This is a genomic window from Kitasatospora sp. NPDC033851, from assembly GCF_055576085.1.
In genome coordinates this window covers 382,254-401,867 of the sequence record NZ_JBVIRL010000006.1, presented here as the reverse complement: position 1 = coordinate 401,867, position 19,614 = coordinate 382,254, and the positions used below count along the sequence as shown (strand labels likewise).

At 73.3% G+C, this 19,614-nt stretch carries 14 protein-coding genes; 9 read left to right on the top strand and 5 right to left on the bottom strand.

The window, feature by feature from the left end; all coding sequences use genetic code 11:
- Positions 1-179: 179 nt before the first annotated feature.
- Both ACZ51D_RS15430 and ACZ51D_RS15425 read left to right on the top strand, forming a co-directional pair.
- Positions 180-1,598, top strand: a complete 1,419-nt coding sequence (locus ACZ51D_RS15430) for a family 2B encapsulin nanocompartment shell protein (RefSeq protein WP_465615911.1) — start codon at positions 180-182, stop codon at positions 1,596-1,598.
- Between the two features lie 220 nt (positions 1,599-1,818).
- The gene (locus ACZ51D_RS15425; protein ID WP_465615913.1) at positions 1,819-2,868 is read left to right on the top strand and encodes a family 2 encapsulin nanocompartment cargo protein polyprenyl transferase; all 1,050 of its coding nucleotides are present in this window, start codon (positions 1,819-1,821) and stop codon (positions 2,866-2,868) included.
- A 183-nt stretch (positions 2,869-3,051) separates the two neighbouring features.
- On the opposite strand, the gene ACZ51D_RS15420 is transcribed toward ACZ51D_RS15425, so the two are convergent.
- A complete protein-coding gene (locus tag ACZ51D_RS15420) occupies positions 3,052-4,092 on the bottom strand; it encodes an NAD-dependent epimerase/dehydratase family protein (RefSeq protein ID WP_465615915.1) in 1,041 nt (346 codons plus the stop codon).
- Between the two features lie 250 nt (positions 4,093-4,342).
- On the opposite strand from ACZ51D_RS15420, the gene ACZ51D_RS15415 reads away from it, so the two are divergent.
- Positions 4,343-5,746, top strand: a complete 1,404-nt coding sequence (locus tag ACZ51D_RS15415; RefSeq protein ID WP_465615917.1) for a DUF1254 domain-containing protein — start codon at positions 4,343-4,345, stop codon at positions 5,744-5,746.
- 78 nt (positions 5,747-5,824) lie between these two features.
- The gene (locus tag ACZ51D_RS15410) at positions 5,825-7,159 is read left to right on the top strand and encodes a DUF1254 domain-containing protein (RefSeq protein WP_465615919.1); all 1,335 of its coding nucleotides are present in this window, start codon (positions 5,825-5,827) and stop codon (positions 7,157-7,159) included.
- A gap of 150 nt (positions 7,160-7,309) precedes the next feature.
- Here ACZ51D_RS15410 and ACZ51D_RS15405 read toward each other — a convergent pair whose 3' ends face one another.
- Positions 7,310-9,223, bottom strand: coding sequence for a BACON domain-containing protein (locus tag ACZ51D_RS15405; protein WP_465615921.1), 1,914 nt, complete (start codon positions 9,221-9,223; stop codon positions 7,310-7,312).
- Between the two features lie 150 nt (positions 9,224-9,373).
- Here ACZ51D_RS15405 and radA point away from each other — a divergent pair, with 150 nt between their 5' ends.
- Positions 9,374-10,909 carry a DNA repair protein RadA gene (gene radA, locus ACZ51D_RS15400; protein ID WP_360495769.1) on the top strand — a complete coding sequence of 512 codons (1,536 nt, stop codon included), beginning with the start codon at positions 9,374-9,376 and terminating at the stop codon, positions 10,907-10,909.
- A gap of 201 nt (positions 10,910-11,110) precedes the next feature.
- The gene (gene disA / locus ACZ51D_RS15395; RefSeq protein WP_360496087.1) at positions 11,111-12,169 is read left to right on the top strand and encodes a DNA integrity scanning diadenylate cyclase DisA; all 1,059 of its coding nucleotides are present in this window, start codon (positions 11,111-11,113) and stop codon (positions 12,167-12,169) included.
- A 216-nt stretch (positions 12,170-12,385) separates the two neighbouring features.
- Here disA and ACZ51D_RS15390 read toward each other — a convergent pair whose 3' ends face one another.
- Complete coding sequence (locus ACZ51D_RS15390; RefSeq protein ID WP_465615923.1) at positions 12,386-13,267, bottom strand: hypothetical protein; 882 nt, start codon at positions 13,265-13,267, stop codon at positions 12,386-12,388.
- Positions 13,268-13,504: 237 nt separating this feature from the next.
- Here ACZ51D_RS15390 and ACZ51D_RS15385 point away from each other — a divergent pair, with 237 nt between their 5' ends.
- Positions 13,505-14,431: an HhH-GPD family protein gene (locus tag ACZ51D_RS15385; RefSeq protein ID WP_465662513.1), complete on the top strand. Its 927-nt coding sequence runs from the start codon at positions 13,505-13,507 to the stop codon at positions 14,429-14,431.
- Between the two features lie 63 nt (positions 14,432-14,494).
- Here the strand turns inward: ACZ51D_RS15385 and ACZ51D_RS15380 are convergent, their stop codons facing one another.
- Positions 14,495-16,090 carry an MDR family MFS transporter gene (locus ACZ51D_RS15380; RefSeq protein ID WP_465662511.1) on the bottom strand — a complete coding sequence of 532 codons (1,596 nt, stop codon included), beginning with the start codon at positions 16,088-16,090 and terminating at the stop codon, positions 14,495-14,497.
- A gap of 225 nt (positions 16,091-16,315) precedes the next feature.
- Here ACZ51D_RS15380 and ACZ51D_RS15375 point away from each other — a divergent pair, with 225 nt between their 5' ends.
- Positions 16,316-17,011 (top strand): TetR/AcrR family transcriptional regulator, encoded by a 696-nt coding sequence (locus ACZ51D_RS15375; protein WP_465615929.1) that lies wholly within the window; start codon positions 16,316-16,318, stop codon positions 17,009-17,011.
- A gap of 10 nt (positions 17,012-17,021) precedes the next feature.
- Here the strand turns inward: ACZ51D_RS15375 and ACZ51D_RS15370 are convergent, their stop codons facing one another.
- Positions 17,022-17,948 (bottom strand): M23 family metallopeptidase, encoded by a 927-nt coding sequence (locus tag ACZ51D_RS15370; RefSeq protein ID WP_465615931.1) that lies wholly within the window; start codon positions 17,946-17,948, stop codon positions 17,022-17,024.
- Between the two features lie 358 nt (positions 17,949-18,306).
- Between ACZ51D_RS15370 and ACZ51D_RS15365 the strand changes: the two genes are divergently transcribed.
- On the top strand, positions 18,307-19,500 hold the full coding sequence (locus ACZ51D_RS15365; protein ID WP_465615933.1) for a threonine aldolase family protein: 1,194 nt from the start codon (positions 18,307-18,309) through the stop codon (positions 19,498-19,500).
- Positions 19,501-19,614: the final 114 nt, after the last annotated feature.

Below are 19,614 nucleotides of genomic sequence, written 5' to 3'. Positions count from 1 at the left end.
AGTACTTTCGAATAAATAGTCGAATGAACTTCGATCAGGTGATCGAGTCGTACTATTTGTTCGGTTATTCCAAACCACTCGAATGAGTGATTGCGGGCTGCCCTCGAACGGGCCCACCATGAAGCTGCAACACGAATGTGCAGAGCGACACTTCATCGGGCACGCGAAGGGTTCCCCTCATGTCGACCGAAACCAATGCCGGTATTCCTGCGCCCGGCGCGCAGGCGGATATCCGGCAGCAGCAGAGTCTGAGCACGGCGGGCGCGCGGAACCTCGCCACGACCACCAAGTCCGCGCCGCAGATGCAAGGCATCAGCCCGCGCTGGCTGCTCAGGCGGCTGCCCTGGGTGCAGGTTTCCGGCGGGACCTACCGGGTCAACCGCCGCCTGCGCTACGCGGTCGGCCGCGGCCGGGTGAGCTTCGTCAAGACCGGCGCCGAGGTGCGGATCGTCCCGCCGACGCTCGCCGAGGTGCCGGTGCTGCGCGGATTCCAGGACGAGGCCGTGCTCGAGGAGCTGGCCTCGCGCTTCGTGCAGCGGGAGTTCAACCCGGGGGACGTCCTCGTCGAGGCCGGTACGCCGATCAGTGAGGTCTTCCTGATCGCGCACGGCAAGCTCGACCGGATGGGCACCGGCAAGTACGGCGAGGAGACGGTGGTCGGCACCCTCGCCGACGGCGACCACCTCGGCGACGAGGCGGTCCAGCAGGACGGCGGCACCTGGCCGTACACCGTCCGCGCCGCGACCTCCGGCACCGTGATGGCGCTGTCCTGGCCCTCCTTCGAGGAACTGCACGACCGCTCCGAGGCGCTGCAACTGCAGGTCATCGAATACCTGAACGGCTTCCAGCAGGCGCAGAACAAGCACGGCGAGGCCGCGATCGACCTCTCCGCCGGCCACCTGGGCGAGTACGAGCTGCCCGGCGCCTTCGTGGACTACGAGCTCAAGCCGCGTGAGTACGAGCTGAGCGTCGCGCAGACCATCCTCAAGGTCCACAGCCGCGTCGCCGACCTCTACAACCAGCCGATGAACCAGACCGAGCACCAGCTCCGGCTGACCATCGAGGCCCTGCGCGAGCGCCAGGAGCACGAGCTCGTCAACAACCCCGAGTTCGGCCTGCTGGCGAACGCCGCGTACGACCAGCGGATCCAGACCCACTCCGGCCCGCCCACCCCGGACGACATGGACGAGCTGCTCAGCCGCCGCCGCAGCACCAAGATGTTCCTGGCCCATCCCAAGGCCATCGCCGCCTTCGGCCGGGAGCTCAACAAGCGCGGCATCAACCCGGGCACGGTCGAGGTCGAGGACAAGCAGATCATGTCCTGGCGCGGGGTGCCGGTCTTCCCGTGCAACAAGATCCCGATCGTCGGAAACACCAGCTCGATCATCGGGATGCGAATCGGCGAGGACAACCAGGGTGTCATCGGGCTGCACCAGACCGGAATTCCGGACGAATACCAGCCGAGCCTTTCGGTGCGGTTCATGGGAATCGATGACAAGGCCATCATTTCCTACCTGGTGAGCGCCTACTACTCCGCCGCGATCCTGGTGCCGGACGCGGTCGGCGTCCTGGAGAACGTGGACATCGCGCAGCGCTGACGGGCCCGGCGGGGCCGATCGGAGATCCACGCCGTCCGGCCGGAGGTGCCCACCGCACCCCGGCCGGCAGGCGTTCCGACGTGTTCCGGCGCGTTCCGACGCATCCCGGCCCCGATGCGTCCCGCCGCGCCCGGACACTGCCCGACACCCACAGCGGCACGACCCCGGCCCGCCCGCGCCGGGCCATCCCACGACAGGCGCCAACAAGGGGGAGAGACCCATGACGAGTCCCACGCTGGAGCGGGACCACAAAGAGGGGCACGAGGCGGCCGAGATCCTCGCCCGCGCCCGCGCACTGGTCGACCCGGTCATGCGGGCCGCCGTCGACTCACTGCCCGGCACGATGCGCAAGGTCGCCGGCTACCACTTCGGCTGGTGGGAGGCGGACGGCACGCCCGCCGCGGCCTCCTCCGGCAAGGCGATCCGGCCGGCCCTGGTCCTCGCCGCCACCCAGGCCCTGGGCGGTACGCCCGGCGAGGCCGCCGCCGCGGCCGCCGCGGTGGAGCTGGTGCACAACTTCACCCTGCTCCACGACGACGTCATCGACCGGGACGACACCCGGCGCCACCGGCCCACCGCCTGGCGGGTGTTCGGCACCACCGAGGCCATCCTGGCCGGAGACGCCATGCACTCCCTCGCGCTGCGCCTGCTCGCCGAGGACACCCACCCGGCGGCCCACGGCTCGATCCGCCGACTCGCCGACTGCGTGGTCGAACTCTGTGAGGGCCAGCAGATCGACTGCGCCTTCGAACAGCGCAACGACGTCTCGCTGCCCGAGTGCCTGGCCATGGCGGAGGCCAAGACCGGCGCGCTGCTCGGCGCCGCCTGCGCGCTGGGCGCCCTGTACGGCGGCGCGTCCGAGGAGGCGGCGCAGGCGATGGACGGCTTCGGCCGGGAGATCGGCCTGGCGTTCCAGCTGATCGACGACCTGATCGGCATCTGGGGGGACCCGGCGGTGACCGGCAAGCCGGTCGGCGCGGATCTGGTCGCCCGGAAGAAGTCCCTGCCGGTGGTCGCGGCGCTGGGCTCCGACACTGTCGAGGGCAAGCGGCTGGCCGAGCTGTACGCACTCGAACGCGCCCTGAGCTCCGAGGAGTTGGCGCAGTGCGCGGCGGCCGTCGAGGGGGCCGGCGGGCGCGGCTGGGCGCAGGGGCAGTCGTGTGAGCGGATGGCCACGGCGATGGCGCAGCTGGCCGCCGCCGTACCGGAACCGTCCGCGGCCGACGAACTGCTGGCGCTCGCCGAGCTGGTCACCCGCCGGACGCATTGAGGCTCTACGCCCTGAGGCTGTACGCACCGAGGCCGGACGCACCGAGGCCGTACGCACCGAGGCCGGACGCACCGAGGCCGTACGCGCGGGGTGCCGTTGGTGAGTGGGAAGTCGGCCGGTCCGACTTCCCACTCCGCCGGCTCGCTCCGGCCCTCGCTCACCCGGCTCGCTCCGCGGGCTCGCTCACCCGAAGGCGGCCAACAGCCGTCGCTCCTTCGCGGGTTCGATGCCCTGTCGCGCCACCGCGCCCGGCCGCCCCTTGCGCCCGTCGGCATCGGTGTCCTCGGCGGGCCCGCGGGTCCGCAGCCACTCCCAGGTGTCCCGCGCGGTGTCGGCGAACGGCCGGCAGCGCAGCCCGGCCGCCTCCGCCCGGCTGGTGTCGGCGAGCCAGGCGCCCGCCATCCCGGGCAGATCCGGGGCCCAGAGCGGCAGTTCGGTCCACGGCTCGACCCGGTCCGGCCCCTCGGCGAGCAGCGGCCCGTCCGGGACCCAGACCAGTTCGGTGTCCGGGGCTCCCGCGACCGCCCGACAGGTCTCCAGCCACTCGCCGAAGCGCAGCCGTCCGGGCGGCGCCGTGGTGAGGAACCGGCCCGTCGTCCGGGCCGTCAGCAGGTCCAGCCCGAAGGCGGCGAAGTCCCGGACGTCGATCACCTGCATGGTCCGCTGCGGATCCCCCGGGGCGAGCACCCGCCCGCCGCGCGCCATCCGCTCCAGCCACCAGGGCAGCCGGCCGCCGTTCTCGTACGGTCCGATGAGCAGCCCGCTGTTGAGGAGCAGCGAGCGCTCGGCGCCGAAGCCCTCCAGCACCGCGCGTTCGCAGCCGGCCTTCAGGGCGGGGCTGAACGGCTGGTCGGGCGGGGTGTCGGCGGGGCAGGGGTGTCGTGGGGAGTCCTCGCCGATCACCCGGGCGGGCCAGTCGGTGAAGGCGTGCACGGAGGAGACGAAGGTGTAGTGCCCGGCCCGTTCGCGCAGCAGCCGCGCGGCGAGCGAGGCCTGGGCGGGCTGCTGGGCGGAGGTGTCGACGACGGCGTCCCAGTCGCGGCCGTCGACCAGCCGGGCGAGGTCCTCGGCGCTGTCGCGGTCACCCCGGACGGCCTCGACCCCGGGCAGGTCGGCGGCGCTGTGGCCGCGGTTGAAGGTGGTCACCTGGTGCCCCCGGGCGAGGGCTTCGGCGGCGTAGGCCCGTCCGAGGAAGGACGAGCCCCCGAGCAAGAGGATCTTCATACCGCTCACCTTCTCCCCGCCGCTCCGCCCGTACGCCCGGATTCGCGCTCAGCAGATGCCGCGGTGTCGAGCGAATGCCGTGGCGCCGAGCGAATGCCGCGGTGTCGAGCGAATGCCGCAGCGTCGAGCAGATGCCGCGAGGCACCCGATCCGACATGCCGCCCCCTCCCGCCCCACTTAGCATCCCATCTGTACAGGTCTGTACAGATCTGTGGCGGTTCCACCGGATTCGGAGTGGGAGAGCGACAGCATGGTCAACCCGGCACTCGTGGACCCGGCCACCGTCCGCGCGACCGCCGCCGAGGCCTGGATCCGCGCCCAACCGATGCTGCGCAACTACCGCGCCCTCTACGCCCAGGCCCTGGACGACGCGGACCCGTCGTACGTCGGCGGCTTCGGCGTCTTCCGCCACCACCCGCAGCCACCCACCCCCGCCGACACCTCCGCCCGCACGCCCGCCGAGCCCCTGACCGGCGGCGTCACCGGCGGCATCACCGGCGGTGTCACCGGCGGCGAGGCCGGTGACACCCCGTACTCCCGGGCCTGGCTCGACCTGCGCACCGAGCCCTGGGTGGTCTCGGTCCCCGCTGAGGACCGCTACTACGTCCTCCCGTTGCACGAACTCGACACCGTGTACGCCGGTTTCATCGGCTCCCGGACCACCGGCCCGGAAGCCGGCGACCACCTGGTGGCCGGCCCCGACTGGCACGGCGAGCCCCCGCCCGGCATCCGCGGCGTGATCCGTACCGCCACCCGGCTGGTCGGCATCCTCGGCCGCACCCGGCTCGCCGGGAACACCCCCGCCGAGGTCGCCGAGCTCGCCGCCGTCCAGGAGCGGTACCGGCTGCGCCCGCTGCACGAGTACGCCGGTACTCCCGCGCCGCCGCCCGCCCCGGAGCCGCTCTGGCCGGTCTGGCGCGAGGAGGTCCCGGACGGCGTCGAGTTCCTCGCCTTCCTCGACTTCCTGCTCGGCTTCTTCCCGGCGGACGGCCCCGTCCGGCTGCCGCCCGCCGAGACCGACCTGCGCGGCCGCCTCGCCGACCTCGGCGTCGACGGCCGCGGCGAGTTCGAGCCCGCCGCCCTCCCGCTGGAGCTGCGCGCCGAGATCGAACGAGGCATCGCCGACGGCCGCGCGCAGCTGCGGCGCGCCACCGCCGAACTCCGCGACCGCGCCGGGCTGTTCGGCACCCGCGAGCAGGTCGGCGCGGACTTCCTCCGGCAAGCCGTCGGCGCCGCGGCCGACCTCCACGGACTGCCCACCGAGGAGGCCTGGTACGGCCGTTGGGAGGCGGACGGCACGGGCCGCCGGCCGCCGGACGCGAGCGACCGCGACCACGTCATCCGCTTCACCCCGGACGCGCTGCCGCCGGCCCGCTTCGCCTGGTCCGCCACCCTGTACGCGCTCCCGGACCACCGGCTGGTCGACAACACCCTGGACCGCTACTCGATCGGCGACCGCACCCCCGGACTGGTCCGCGACCCGGACGGCGGACTCACCCTCTATGTCCGGCACAAGCGGCCCGCCAACGCCGAACACTCCGCCAACTGGCTGCCCGCCCCGGACGGCCCGTTCACCGTGGTGCTCCGGCTCTACGGCCCGGACCGGGCCGTCCTCGACGGCCGCTGGCGGCTCCCGCCGCTCGACCCGCGCTGACCGAAGCCCCTCGTCCTGACCGAAGCCCCTCGTCCCGACCGACCCCCTTGTTCCGACCGACCGTACGAAGGACCCCCGATGAACCAGCCCGAGCTGGAGGCACTGGCCGCCGACGCGTACGTCTACGGCTACCCGCTGGTCGCCGGCCTCACCATGGTCGATCGCTTCACCCGGGGCGGCCTGGGCACCCTGCCGGCGGCGCCGTTCAACCACTTCAGCCACGCCACCCGGCTGGCCGGCCCGTCCGACGAGTTCGTCTCGGTCAACAACGACACCATCTACTCGATCGCCCAGCTCGACCTCTCCGAGGGCCCGCAGGTGCTCCACGTCCCGGACACCGCGGGCTCCTACTACGTGCTGCAGTTCATCGACGCCTGGACGGACAACGTCGCCTACCTCGGCCGCCGCGCCACCGGCACCAGCGCGCAGACCTGGCTGATCGTCCCGCCCGGCTGGCACGGCACCCCGCCGGACCCGGACCGGGTGATCGAGCTGCCGACCACGGTCGGCACCGTGGTCGGCCGGTTCGCCTGCACCGGCCCGGACGACCTGCCCCGGGTCCGGGCCCTGCAGTCCGCCCTCGTCCTGGAACCGCTGGAGCCCGGCGGCCTGGTCGCCGGACTGCCCGAGCCCGACCCGAACGTCCCCGAGCGGCTGGCCTTCTTCGAACGCCTTCGGGTGTGGATGCAGGCCTTCCTGCCGGCCACCGCGGACATCGAGTACCAGCGGCGCTTCGCCCCGCTCGGCCTGCTGGACGACGGCGCCTCCCCGTACCGCGCGGCCGTCCCCGAATGGACGCTCTCACTGGCCAAAGGCCTGGCCGCCGGCCGCGAACGGGTCGAGGACGCCACCCGCCCACCCGAAGACCACCCGCCCGGCGAATGGCGCTCCGCACTCCACCTCTTCGACTACAACACCGACCACCTCGGCCCCGGCACCCTGGACGACCCCGAATGGCGCATCCCCGACCGTCGCGCCGCCTACCTCAGCCGCGCCGCCGCCGCCCGGGCCGGCCTCTGGGGCAACCACGCCTACGAGGCCTCGTACGCGATGACCTACGACGACTCGGACGGCCGCCCCCTCACCGGCGCCAACAGCTACACCCTGCGTTTCGACCTGCTGCCCCCGACCGAGGCCTTCTGGTCCGTCACGATGTACTCCGTCCCGGACTACTACCTGGTGGAGAACCCGATCGACCGCTACTCGATCGGCGACCGCACCCCCGGCCTGGTCTACGGCGACGACGGCTCCCTCACCCTGACCCTCCAGCACGACCAGCCCGAGGACCCGACCGCCGCCGCCAACTGGCTCCCCACCCCACCCGGCGACTTCCGCCCCATCATCCGCCTCTACCAGCCCAAACCCCTGGTCCTGGACGGCACCTACCAGGTCCCCCCGATCCACCGCACCTGACACCACCCCAGCCCCGGCACCGAAGCCCGGCCAAGCTCCGTCACCCGTGCACGGGAAGTCGGCCTGGTCGACTTCCCGTGCACGGCTCACGCGGCTCGGAAGCCCGAAACGCCCGCCGGGTGACACCTCTCTGCCGAACCGGCGTTCGCCCTAATGCGCCGATGCCGGTGCCGATGCCGGTGCTGACGCCGGAGCCGTGGGCCGCCCCGTCGGACGTGGAGAGGCGCTGCTCGTCGGCGCTGCCGTCGGGGTGCCCGAGGGGGACGGCGAACCCGTCGGCGGGCCGGACGGCGTCGCCGGTGACGAGGGCGACGACGGCGAGCCCGACGGTGAAGGCGCGCCCGTGGCGGTCGGCGAAGGGGTGGCCGTCGGTGGGGCGGTGGCCGTCGGGGACGGGTCGGTCGGGGAGGGGGTCGAGCCGCCGCGGTTGTGCGGGCCGCCTTCCAGGGTGACCACCGCCTGCGAGGGCGGCAGTGCGATCCGGGCGGTCCAGTGCGTGGTCGGCGCGAGGTCCTCGTCCACGGTGACGATCACGGTGATCCGCTGGCCGGGCGCGAGTGTGCCGGAGTCGCGGCTGAGCCGGAGCCAACCGGCGTCCGTCACCGCGTGCCAGCGGATCTCCGTGGTGCCGGAGTCGGTGAGGGTGAGGACCGTACGGCTGCCGTACTCGCCGGCTTCGACGGTGAGGAGTCCGGTCGGGGTCGGTTCGGGCGCCCCCGGTGCGGAGGCCCGGTCGACGACGGGGGCCGGGGCGGCGACCAGGGTCGGGCTGCTGAGCGGGGTGGCGCCGTGGGCTGGGACCGGGATCACCGCGCCCTGGAAGGTCAGCCGTGGAAAACCTGGAAGCAACGTTTCTGCACCGCTGACACCGCCCGCGCCGGCACCGCCCGCCAGCTCCAGCCCCGGTACCCCCGGCCCGGCCGGGCCCCCGACCCCCGATTGCGGCGGCCGCTGCCCGGTCTCCCGACCGGCCTCGTCCACTCGCACCGCCGACACGGAGGCCGCCGCGCCCGGCCCGCCGCCGTTCCGGTGCCCGGCCCAGAGCGCGACCACCGGTGCCGCCAGGACGGCCGCGAGCACCCCCGTGGTCACCACCCGTCGGCGGACCGCCAGCCCGCGCCCGGCGTCCGGCGCCCGGTGCCGGGGAAAACCGCTCTGGTCGAACCGCAGCGCGGGCTCCGCCACCCCCCGACCGGAGACACCCCCGACAACCGCGGCACCCCCGACAACCGCGGCACCCCCGACAACCGCGACACCCCGGACAGGCATGGCACCCGCCACCCCCACCACACTCTGCGGAGCGCCCAGCAACGGCAGCCCGGACAGCCCCGCCGACCCCTCCGCCGCCTCGCCGGCCACCCGCTCCGCCGTCCCCCGGCAGGTCGGGCAGTCCACCACGTGCTGCACCAGTTCCCGCCGCAGCGCCGGGCCGAGCACCCAGTCCCGCCAGGACTCCGCCCCGGCCCCGCCGAGCCGGTCCAGCTCCGGGCAGCTGCCCACACCGAGCACCAGCAGCGCCGCCCTCGTCCGGGCGACCTCGGCCTCGGCGCCGGCCAGCAGCTCGCGGGTCCGTTCGAACGGCTGGCCCAGCACCGCCGCCACTTCCAGCGGGGTCAGCCGGTGCCGGACGGACAACTCCAGCGCCTCGCGCTGCTCCGGGTCGGTGCCGGCCGCTTCCGGCCAGGCGAGCGAGGCCAGCTCGCGGCGCCGCCGGGCCGCCTCGGCCTCGCTCGGCTCCACTCCGGAGGCCCGACCGCCCTCGAACCCATTCCCGCCCCCGACCCCGACCCCAGCGCCGGCCCCGGTCCCGGCCCCGTCCGCGAGTCGCCGCAGGCAGCAGTACCGGGCCAGCGAGAACAGCCAGGCCCGTACCAGCCCGGGCTCGGCCAGTCGGGCGCCGTGCCGTTGCGCCAGTTCACGGACCTCGCGCAGGGCGTCGGCGGCGGCGTCGTGCTCGCACAGCACCGAGAGGCAGTAGGTGAAGAGGCCGTCCGCCTGCCGGTCGTACGCCGCGAGTACGGCGGGTGTCTGCGGCCCGGCCGGCCCAACAGTTCGCGTTGTCACCCGTCCGACGGTAGAGACCCCGGACGCCCTGTCCCCGCCAATCGACGGGTATGTACTTCTTTCGGGTAACAACATCGCCCATCTGTGTGGATGCACGGCGAGTCCGGTGGCGGACGGTCGCTGTCGTACCCAGGCGCTACCGTGGGCCGCATGCCTCCGCGTTCCAAGACCACCGCCAAGCCGCGCCCGGCGTACCGCTGCACCGAGTGCGGCAACCAGCTGCCCAAGTGGGTCGGCCGCTGCCCGGAGTGCAACGCCTGGGGGACGGTCGAGGAGTACGGCGCCGTGCCGATCCGGACGACGGCCGCCGGCCCGGTCAGCGCGCCCGCCCGTCCGATCGCCCAGGTGGACGGCCAGGTCGCGACGGCCCGTTCGACGGGCGTGCCGGAGCTGGACCGGGTGCTCGGCGGCGGGCTGGTCCCCGGCGCGGTGGTGCTGCTGGCGGGCGAGCCCGGCGTCGGCAAGTCCACCCTGCTGCTGGACGTCGCGGCCAAGGCGGCCACCGACCGGCACCGCACGCTCTACGTCACCGGCGAGGAGTCGGCCGGCCAGGTCCGGCTGCGCGCCGACCGGATCAACGCCCTCTCCGAGCACCTCTACCTCGCCGCCGAGTCCGACCTGGGCGCCGTGCTGGGGCACATCGAGGCGGTCAACCCCGGCCTGCTGATCCTGGACTCGGTGCAGACCATCGCCTCCGCCGAGCTGGACGGCGCCCCGGGCGGCCCGGCCCAGGTCCGGGAGGTGGCGGCCGCGCTGATCCGGGCGTCCAAGGAGCGCGGCATGGCCACCCTGCTGGTCGGTCACGTCACCAAGGACGGTCAGATCGCCGGCCCGCGCCTGCTGGAGCACCTGGTGGACGTGGTGCTCAGCTTCGAGGGCGACCGGCACGCCCGGCTGCGCCTCATCCGCGGGGTCAAGAACCGTTACGGCGCGACCGACGAGGTGGGCTGCTTCGAGCTGCACGACGAGGGCATCGTCGGCCTGGCCGACCCGTCGGGCCTGTTCCTGACCAGGCGTGACAAGCCCGTCCCCGGCACCTGCCTCACCGTCACCCTGGAGGGCAAGCGCCCGCTGGTCGCCGAGGTGCAGGCGCTGATGGTGGATTCGCAGATCCCTTCGCCGCGCCGGACGACATCGGGCCTGGAGTCGCCCCGGATCGCGATGATCCTGGCCGTCGTCGAGCGGCACGGCGGTGTGAAGCTCGGCAAGCAGGACATCTACACCGCGACGGTGGGCGGGGTGAAGCTGAGCGAGCCGTCCGCCGACCTCGCGGTCGCGCTCGCGGTGGCCAGTTCCTCCACCGACACCCCGCTGCCCAGCAACCTGGTGGCGATCGGGGAGGTCGGCCTGGCGGGCGAGGTGCGGCGGGTGACGGGTGTGCAGCGGCGGCTCGCCGAGGCGCACCGGCTGGGCTTCACCCATGCCCTGGTCCCGCCGGACCCGGGCAAGGTGCCGACGGGCATGAAGGTGGTCGAGGTGGCCGACATCGGCGAGGCGCTGCGGGCCATCCCGGGCCGCCGCCGGGCCGCCGCCAAACCGCGCGGTGAGGCCCGTGCCGAGGCCCGTGGCGAGGCCCGCACTGAGGCACCGTCGGCGCCGCCGGCCCCGCGCTCGGCCCGGGTCGCGGCCTACCCGGAGGAGCTGATGGACGGCTGGGAGCCGCTCGACTCCGACGAACTCCGCTGACCCAAGCCCTGCCGAAGCCACACACAGTTAGACTTTCCCCAGTCTCATTGGCCAGAAGGCAGTACCGAGCGGTACTGAGCGACAGAGCAACAGACCGCGGACCGTCGCACGGCGCGAGGCGCGCGGCACGGGGTCGACCGGAGGAGTCACGTGGCAGCCAGCGACCGGGGGGCGGACAAGGCCTCCCGTGAGGAGGCCCTGCTGCGTGCCTCCCTCACCGCCATCGCGCCCGGCACGGCGTTGCGTGACGGCCTGGAGCGGGTCCTGCGGGCCAACACCGGTGGCCTGATCGTGCTGGGTTTCGACAGGACCGTCGAGCCCCTCTGCACCGGTGGCTTCGTCCTGGACGTCGAGTTCACCGCCACCCGGCTGCGCGAGCTGTGCAAGCTCGACGGCGCGGTGGTGCTCGACAAGGACATCACCAAGATCGTCCGGGCCGGCGTGCACCTGATGCCGGACTCGACCATCCCGACCGACGAGACCGGTACCCGCCACCGCACCGCCGAGCGGGTCAACCGGCAGACCGGCTACCCGGTGGTCGCGGTCTCGCACTCGATGCGGCTGATCGCGATGTACGTCAACGGCACCCGCCGGGTGCTGGAGGACTCCACCACCGTGCTGTCCCGCGCCAACCAGGCGCTGGCCACCCTGGAGCGCTACAAGCTGCGCCTGGACGAGGTGGCCGGCACGCTCTCCGCGCTGGAGATCGAGGACCTGGTGACGGTCCGGGACGTGACGGCCGTGGCCCAGCGCCTGGAGATGGTCCGGCTGATCGCCACGGAGATCGCCGGCTACGTGCTGGAGCTCGGCATCGACGGCCGTCTGCTCTCGCTGCAGCTGGACGAGCTGATCGCGGGCGTGGAGCCGGAGCGCGAACTGGTCGCCCGGGACTACTTCCCGGAGCGGGCCGCCAAGAAGGGCCGGACGGTCAACGAGGTGCTGGCCGACCTGGAGGCGCTCACCCACGCCGAGCTGCTGGACCTGCAGACCGTCGCCAAGGCGCTCGGCTACTCGGGTACGCCGGAGTCGCTGGACTCCGCCGTCTCGCCGCGCGGCTACCGCCTGCTGGCGAAGATCCCGCGGCTGCCCAACACGGTGATAGAGCGCCTGGTCGAGCACTTCGGCGGCCTGCAGAAGCTGCTCGCCGCGAGCATCGACGACCTGCAGACGGTCGAGGGCGTCGGCGAGACCCGGGCCCGTTCGGTCCGCGAGGGCCTGTCCCGCCTTGCCGAATCGTCCATCCTGGAGCGCTACGTCTGACCCGACGCGCGAACGGCGGACGGCCCCCGGGGGAAACGCTTCCCCGGGGGCCGTCCCGCGTCCCGGCCCGGTGCCCTTGCCGCAAGCCTGAGAGCCGGCAAGCCCGAAGGAGCCCGTAAGCCCGAAGCCCGAAGCCCGAAAGAATTGGAAGAGCCCGGAACGCCGGAGCCCCCGGCCGCGCGGCGACCGGGGGGCTCCGAGGGAGTCGACCGTCCCTCAGTTGTCCAGCCGGATCGAGGCCCGCGCCGAGACCTTGTCCCCGGAGAGCCCGGTGAGCTCGGCGAGCACCACGTAGGTGCCGTTCGCCGGCGGCGCCGCGTCCGCGGTCGCGCACTGGGGCTTGCTGCGGCTGCGGTCCCAGGTGAAGGTCTCGGTCTGGCTGCCGTTCGCGGCCAGCTGCACCCAGATGCTGCCCTTGTCGGCCGGGCAGTCGCCGGAGGACCAGACCCGGTCGCCGTTGCTGGCGCTCACGGTGATCGCGGAGGCGACCCGGCCCAGGTCCACCCGGCAGTTGGCGCCGGAGGAGTTCTTGACCGTCAGGGCGAGCCGCGGCTTGTCCTTGGGCTGGTACGAGTTCTGGGCGCCGGCCAGTTCCAGGGCGACCTGCGAGGAGGCGCAGACCGGAAGTGCCATGACCTCGGGGGTGTTGAACGCCGGGGCGCCGCCGGAGCCGCCTGCCGCACCGCCGCCGGAGCCGCCCGCCGCGCCGCCACCGGTGCCGCCGGCCCCACCGCCCGTGCCGCCGGAACCGCCTGCGGGGGCCGGGTTGGCTCCGCCGGTGCCGCCGCCGCTGAGGTTGACCTCGGTGCCGCCGCTGCCCGCCACCGGGCCGCCGGCGGGGTTGCCCGATCCGCCGGGGCGCGCCGCGGGGCCGCTCGGCGAGGCGCCGGGCGTGATGGCCTGGGCCGGAGTCTGGTTCTGGGACGGAACGGCCTGGGCGGCCTTGCTCGGTGAGCCGCCGTCACCGCCCCCGCCCTGATCGGTCATCAGCCAGGCGATCAGGGCGATGACCGCCGCGACGGCGGCGAGCACGACGACGCGCCGACGCCAGTAGATCGAGGCCGGCAGCGGTCCCACGGGTTGACGCAGAGAGGGCACGATCAAACTCTACGAGACTGTGTGTGGCGTTTGACTCACCAACACCGCACAGTCGTCCCTTCCTTCACATGATCCGCCATTTGATCCGTTCGAGGGAGCCCCGGAGGGCTGATTTCCGGGAAATCCTCCGGGGGATCCGGAGTAATTTCCTCCGATTCGACGCCGCTTCTCCTCCACGTCGACTCCGTCCCGACTCCACTTCGACCGGGTCGGCGGGCATGGGAGGATCGAAGGGCCATGACTGCCATCACCGCCACCGCTGCCGCCACCGAAGCCGCCCGGCTCCCGATGCCCCTGCCGCTGTTCCACTCGACCGTCCTGGACTGGTACGAGGCGACCAAGCGCGATCTGCCCTGGCGGACCCCCGACGCGACGCCCTGGGCGGTCATGGTGAGCGAGTTCATGCTCCAGCAGACCCCCGTCAAGCGCGTGCTGCCCGCCTGGGAGGCCTGGCTGACCCGCTGGCCGACCCCGGCCGACCTCGCCGCCGAGGCGCCCGGCGAGGCGGTCCGGATGTGGGGTCGACTGGGCTACCCGCGCCGCGCGCTGCGGTTGCACGCGGCCGCGGTGGCGATCACCGAGGAGCACGGCGGCGAGGTCCCGGACGACCACGCCACCTTGCTCTCGCTGCCCGGCGTGGGGGAGTACACCGCCGCCGCGGTCGCGTCCTTCGCCTTCCGCCAGCGGCACGTGGTGCTGGACACCAACGTGCGCCGGGTGTTCGCCCGCGCGGTGACCGGCGTCGAGTACCCGGCCCAGGCCACCACCGCCGCCGAGCGCCGCACCGCCACCACGCTGCTGCCCGACGACGCCGAGACCGCCGCCACCTGGGCGGTCGGCGTGATGGAGCTGGGCGCGCTGGTCTGCACCGCGCGCGGCCCGGAGTGCGGGGAGTGTCCGCTGTTCGCCGGCTGTGCCTGGCAGCGGGCCGGCCGCCCGCCGTACGAGGGCCCGGCCCGGCGCGGCCAGTCCTACGAGGGGACGGACCGCCAGGTGCGCGGCAAGCTGCTCGCGGTGCTGCGCGACGCGCACGGCGAGGTCGAGCAGGCCCGGCTGGACGCGGTCTGGCTGGACGCCGTGCAGCGGGCCCGGGCCCTGGACGGCCTGGTCGCGGACGGTCTGGTCGAGCCCGTCGAGCAGGGCGTCTACCGACTTCCCCAGTAGGCGCCGGAACGCGACGGCGCCCCGGGAGCGGAACTCCCGGGGCGCCGTTCGAAGCGGGGGCGGTCAGACGGCCGCCGCCTCCAGCGAGGCCTCGGCCGGCTTCTCGCCCTTGCCCGCCCCGCGCAGCGGCACCTCGCGCAGGAACAGCGCGGCGGCGATCGAGATCACGGCGACCCCGGCACCCACCAGGAAGACGGTGTGCATGCCGTTGGACACCGCGTGGTGGTAGGCGTCCTGGATGTTCTCGGGGAGCTTGCGCAGGGCGGCCGGGCTCATCTGGCCCGGGTCCTTCATGCCACCGCCCGCCGTGGCCTGCTCGCCGAGCTTCTCCTTCATGGTGTCGGTCACCCGGTTGTTGAACAGCGCGCCGAACAGCGCGACACCGAAGGAGCCGCCGATGGTGCGGAACAGGGTGGCGGTGGAGCTGGCCACGCCCATGTCCTTGAGCTCGACGCTGTTCTGCGCGACCAGCATGGTGATCTGCATCAGGAAGCCCATGCCGGCGCCGAGCACGATCATCCAGCAGGCCGAGGTGAAGCTGCTGGTCCCGGTGCCCATGGTGGAGAGCAGGACCAGGCCGCCGGTCATCACGATCGTGCCGATGATCGGGTAGATCCGGTACTTGCCGGTCTTGGTCACCGCCTGGCCGACCACCAGCGAGATCACCAGCATGCCGAACATCATCGGCATCAGCAGCAGGCCGGAGTTGGTCGCCGAGGCGCCCTGGACGACCTGCTGGTAGAGCGGCAGGAAGACGGTCGAGCCGAACATCACGAAGCCGACGATGAAGCCGATGATCGAGACCAGGGTGAAGTTCAGGTTCCTGAAGAGGCTCAGCGGCAGCATCGGCTCCTCGACCCGCTGCTCCACATAGCAGAAGGCGATCAGCGAGGCGGCGGCGAGCGCGGCCAGGCCGAGGATCTGCTTGGAGCCCCAGGCGTACTGCTGGCCGCCCCAGGTGGTGATCAGCACGAGCGAGGTGATGCCGGTGGTGAGCAGGATCGCGCCGAGGTAGTCGATCTTGGCGGTGCTGCGGACCTTCGGCAGCTTCAGGGTGACGATGACCACGGCGAGCGCGACCACACCGAGCGGCAGGTTGATGTAGAAGGTCCAGTGCCAGCTCAGGTGGTCGGTGATGAAGCCGCCGACCAGCGGGCCGCCGATGGTGGCGAGGGCCATCACCGCGGCGAACATGCCCTGGTACTTGCCGCGGTCGCGCGGCGGGACCAGCGCGCCCATGATCGACATGACGCCGACCATCAGACCGCCGGCGCCCAGGCCCTGCACGGCGCGGAAGCCGATCAGCTCGTTCATGTTCTGCGACAGGCCGGACAGCGCCGACCCCACCAGGAAGATCACGATCGAGGTGAGGAAGGTGCCCTTGCGGCCGTACATGTCGCCGAGCTTGCCCCAGATCGGGGTCGAGGCGGCGGTGGCCAGGGTGTACGCGGTGACCACCCAGGACAGGTGCTCGGCGCCGCCGAGATCGCCGACGATGGTCGGCATCGCGGTACCGACGATCAGGTTGTCGAGCATGGCGAGCAGCATGGTGACGACCAGGCCGATCATCACGAGGCGGATCTCGCGGGGCGACCGCGGCTGCTCCTCCTCGGCCGTCTTGTCCTCCGGTACCGGGCCGGCGGTCTTGGACTGTGACATGAGGTGGTGTCTCCCGGAGGGGTGGTTCGGACGGAGCGTCGGGCCGTGCGGCGGCTCACTTACTTGTCGCCCGGCTAGTTTTATCGATCGTCGGCACGGTAAGTTGTTTACTAGCCGGTCGTCAAGCCAGTTTTCGAACCGGCCACCTGGGCAGGGAGAATGGTGCCCGGGGCGGACGCCACCCGGGAGTCCGCAGCAGTCACCGACGCAGTCATGAGGCAGGCCATGGGCACTCCGCACAGCCCCCGCAGCGACACCCGGGCTCGCATCATCGAGGTGTCACTGGAGCTCTTCTCCGAGCATGGCTACGAGCAGACCTCACTGCGCGAGATCGCCGACCGCCTGAGTGTGACCAAGGCCGCCCTCTACTACCACTTCAAGACCAAGGACGACATCGTCCTGGGCATCGTCGAGCGGATGGCCGCGCCGATCGACGAGACCATCGAGTGGGGTCGCAAGCAGTCCTGGAGCCCGGAGATGCGGGACGAGCTGATCCGCCGCTTCGCGGACGGGATGGCCGAGCGGGCCCCGCTGCTGCGCTTCTTCCACGAGAACCAGCCCGCGCTGCGGGAGTCCCCGGCCGGGCTGGCCTTCCGGGACCGCATGGTCACCATGATCCAGCTGGTGCACGGGCCGGAGGCGGACTTCCCGGACCGGCTGCGGGCCGCGATGGCACTGTTCACCGTCCACTCGGCGCTGTTCCTGCTCAAGCAGGACAACGCCCCGGACTGCGCTCACGCCGAGAACGTCTGGGGCGAGCCGCTGGAGACGGCGGCCACGTTGGACGAGGCGATCGGCGCGGCCCGGGACGTCGCGCTGGAGATCGGCGGCCGGATCAGTCACCCGGCACCGGCCGCCCCGGCCCCCGTCCCCGCGCCTGCCCCGGCACCGCCCGCACCCGCGCCGGAGCCCGTCCGCTAGTGGCGGGCGGTCAGAAGTCCGTGACGCCGTGCCCCGCGAGGTACGCGAGCGGATTGACCACCGCGCCGTAGCGGTTGCTGGTGCGGATCTCGAAGTGCAGGTGCGGCCCGGTCGAGTTGCCGGTGCTCCCGGACAGCCCGATCCGCTGGCCGGCCGACACCTGCTGGCCCGCCGAGACCGCGAGCGAGGACAGGTGCGCGTACTGCGCGAAGTGCCCGTCCGCGAGCCGCAGGACGACCTCCTTGCCGTACGCGCCGTCCCAACCGGCCGACACCACGGTCGCGTTGCCGACCGCCAGCAGCGGCGTGCCCGGGGAGACCGCGAAGTCCACCCCGGTGTGGTACCCGGCCGCGTACCCGCGGTTGGCCACCCCGTACGGGTTGCTGGTCGGCGCGTTCGGCACCGGCGCCGACCACTCGGGTGCGGGGGCGGCCGCGGGTGCGGCCTCGGGTTCGGGCGCCGGCGCGGCGGCGGGCTCCGGCTCCGCGGCCGGGGCGGGCGGCTCGAGCGGCAGCAGGTTGACCGCCACCGCCACGAACTGCTGGGCCGTGTCGCCGTCCTCGGGCAGCTTGTACGGGCTGGGCCCGGCCACCTGGACCAGCCCCGCGTTGGGCACCTCCGCCCGCGGGGCGGTGAAGGCCGAGCTGCCCGGCGTGGTGGGCAGTACGGTCTGCGCCGAGGCGCTGCCGGGCGCGGCCACCAGCAGCACGCCGGCGAGCAGTGTGGCGGCCGCCCCGACCGAGATCAGCGCGTGGTCGTGCTCGGCCCGCTGACGGCTGCCCGGCAGGGTGGTGTGCCGGGGCGTGGCGAGCGTGCGCAGCGGAGCGGCGTGGGTGCGGACGGCGTGGCCGAGTCGGGGCTGCCAGGCCGCCGCCTGGGCCGCCGTTCGGGCGGCGAGCCGGCGCAGGGCCGGCCCCACGGGCGGGACGGTGGACATCGGTGGCCGTACCTCACGGGTTGTACGAGGGCAGCACGAGAGACCCGTTCGGGCGCGTGCTGAGCGGGGGACCACTCAGGTGTAACCGCCACCGAACGGACTCCCAAACCGTGTGACGTACTACCGCGTGTAGTCGGCGTGGCGCCGGATGTTCGAACCGACGGGGTGACGATCATGAGATCCGGTCGCCCACCGCCGCTTCGGGGTGGCTCGCGGGCCCGACCCGACCAACTACTACCCTCGGTCGTACCGGGCCGGAGGCCTGTGACCAGGCCCACGCGCGGCCGGGGTTTGACGGGCTCGGACCGCTTCCGTCCGCACCGCTGACCGGCCCGGCCCGCTGCGGGACCATCGACCCATGTATGGCAACAGGAGCGAAGACCCCGACGCCAGTGACCGCCAGAACCCGGCGGACCGCCGCTTCGCCGCCCTGCGCGGCTGCGAGCGCATCCTGTCCGGCGCCCGGCCGCAGACCATCCGCGAACGCCTCGCCGCCCTGGCCGACCCGCTGTCGGAGGCGGCCGGGGCCGCCCCCGGCCTGGACCGCCGGCCGGACCAGTACGGGGACGGCGTGGTCCGCGCCCTGGAACTCCGGGTCGCCGGGCTGCTCGGCACCGAGGACGCGGCCTTCTTCCCGACCGGCACGATGGCCCAGCAGATCGCCCTGCGGATCCACGCCGAGGCCGCCGGGCTGCCCACCGTCGCCACCCACCCGCTGGCCCACACCGACCGGCACGAACGGCACGCGCTCGGCGTCCTCACCGGTCTGCGCAGCGTCTGGCCGACCACCGCGCCGCGCCAGCCCACCGCCGCGGAGCTGCGCGCCCTGGACGAGCCGTACGCCGCGCTGAGCCTGGAACTGCCGCTACGCGACGCCGGGTTCGTGCTGCCCGACTGGGAGCGGCTGCGGGCCCTGGCCGCGGTGGTGCGGGAAGAGCACGGTGCGGCGCTGCACCTGGACGGCGCCCGGATCTGGGAGTCCGCCGTCGCCCTCGGCCGTCCGCTGCCGGAGGTCGTCGCCCTGGCCGACTCCGTCTACGTCTCCTTCTACAAGACGCTCGGCGGGATCAGCGGCGCCGCGCTGGCCGGTCCGGCCGGCTTCGTCCGGACCGCCAGGGCCTGGCGGCACCGTTACGGCGGGCAGCTCTTCCAGCAGTGGCCGTTCGCGCTGGCCGCGTTGGCCGGGCTGGAGCGCGAACTGCCGCTGCTGGAACGGTACGTGTCGCACGCCCGGACGGTCGCCGAGGCGCTGGCCCGGGCCTTCGCCGCCGTCCCCGGTGCCCAGGTGCACCCGGCCCCGCCGCACACCCACCAGTTCCGGCTCTGGTTGCCGTACCCGGCCGAGGAGTTGGAGGAGGTCTCGCTGGCGCTGGCCGAGGAGACCGGGATCGGGCTGTTCGGCGCCTGGCGCGAGCGCGAGCTGCCGGGCCTGGCGATGACCGAGGTCACGGTCGCCTCACCCGCCCTGGACTGGACGGGCACCGACGTCGAGGTGGCGGCGGCCGCCTTCCTGGACCGGTTGCCCGCCGTCCACAAGGCCGACAGCACCTGACCGACAGCACCTGACCGGCAGGGCCTGACCGACGGACCGACAGGGCCCGGTAACCGGCAGGGCCCGGCAAAGCGTCCGGCCCGCCCCCGCGCGATGCGGGGACGGGCCGGACGT

What these genes read in the sequence shown, in the direction of transcription:
- ACZ51D_RS15370 (WP_465615931.1), bottom strand. Translation starts at nt 17,948, where the DNA reads ATGTCCACCGTCCCGCCCGTGGGGCCGGCCCTGCGCCGGCTCGCCGCC.
- ACZ51D_RS15425 (WP_465615913.1), top strand. Translation starts at nt 1,819, where the DNA reads ATGACGAGTCCCACGCTGGAGCGGGACCACAAAGAGGGGCACGAGGCG.
- ACZ51D_RS15420 (WP_465615915.1), bottom strand. Translation starts at nt 4,092, where the DNA reads ATGAAGATCCTCTTGCTCGGGGGCTCGTCCTTCCTCGGACGGGCCTAC.
- ACZ51D_RS15375 (WP_465615929.1), top strand. Translation starts at nt 16,316, where the DNA reads ATGGGCACTCCGCACAGCCCCCGCAGCGACACCCGGGCTCGCATCATC.
- ACZ51D_RS15415 (WP_465615917.1), top strand. Translation starts at nt 4,343, where the DNA reads ATGGTCAACCCGGCACTCGTGGACCCGGCCACCGTCCGCGCGACCGCC.
- ACZ51D_RS15385 (WP_465662513.1), top strand. Translation starts at nt 13,505, where the DNA reads ATGACTGCCATCACCGCCACCGCTGCCGCCACCGAAGCCGCCCGGCTC.
- ACZ51D_RS15380 (WP_465662511.1), bottom strand. Translation starts at nt 16,090, where the DNA reads ATGTCACAGTCCAAGACCGCCGGCCCGGTACCGGAGGACAAGACGGCC.
- ACZ51D_RS15410 (WP_465615919.1), top strand. Translation starts at nt 5,825, where the DNA reads ATGAACCAGCCCGAGCTGGAGGCACTGGCCGCCGACGCGTACGTCTAC.
- ACZ51D_RS15365 (WP_465615933.1), top strand. Translation starts at nt 18,307, where the DNA reads ATGTATGGCAACAGGAGCGAAGACCCCGACGCCAGTGACCGCCAGAAC.
- radA (WP_360495769.1), top strand. Translation starts at nt 9,374, where the DNA reads ATGCCTCCGCGTTCCAAGACCACCGCCAAGCCGCGCCCGGCGTACCGC.
- ACZ51D_RS15430 (WP_465615911.1), top strand. Translation starts at nt 180, where the DNA reads ATGTCGACCGAAACCAATGCCGGTATTCCTGCGCCCGGCGCGCAGGCG.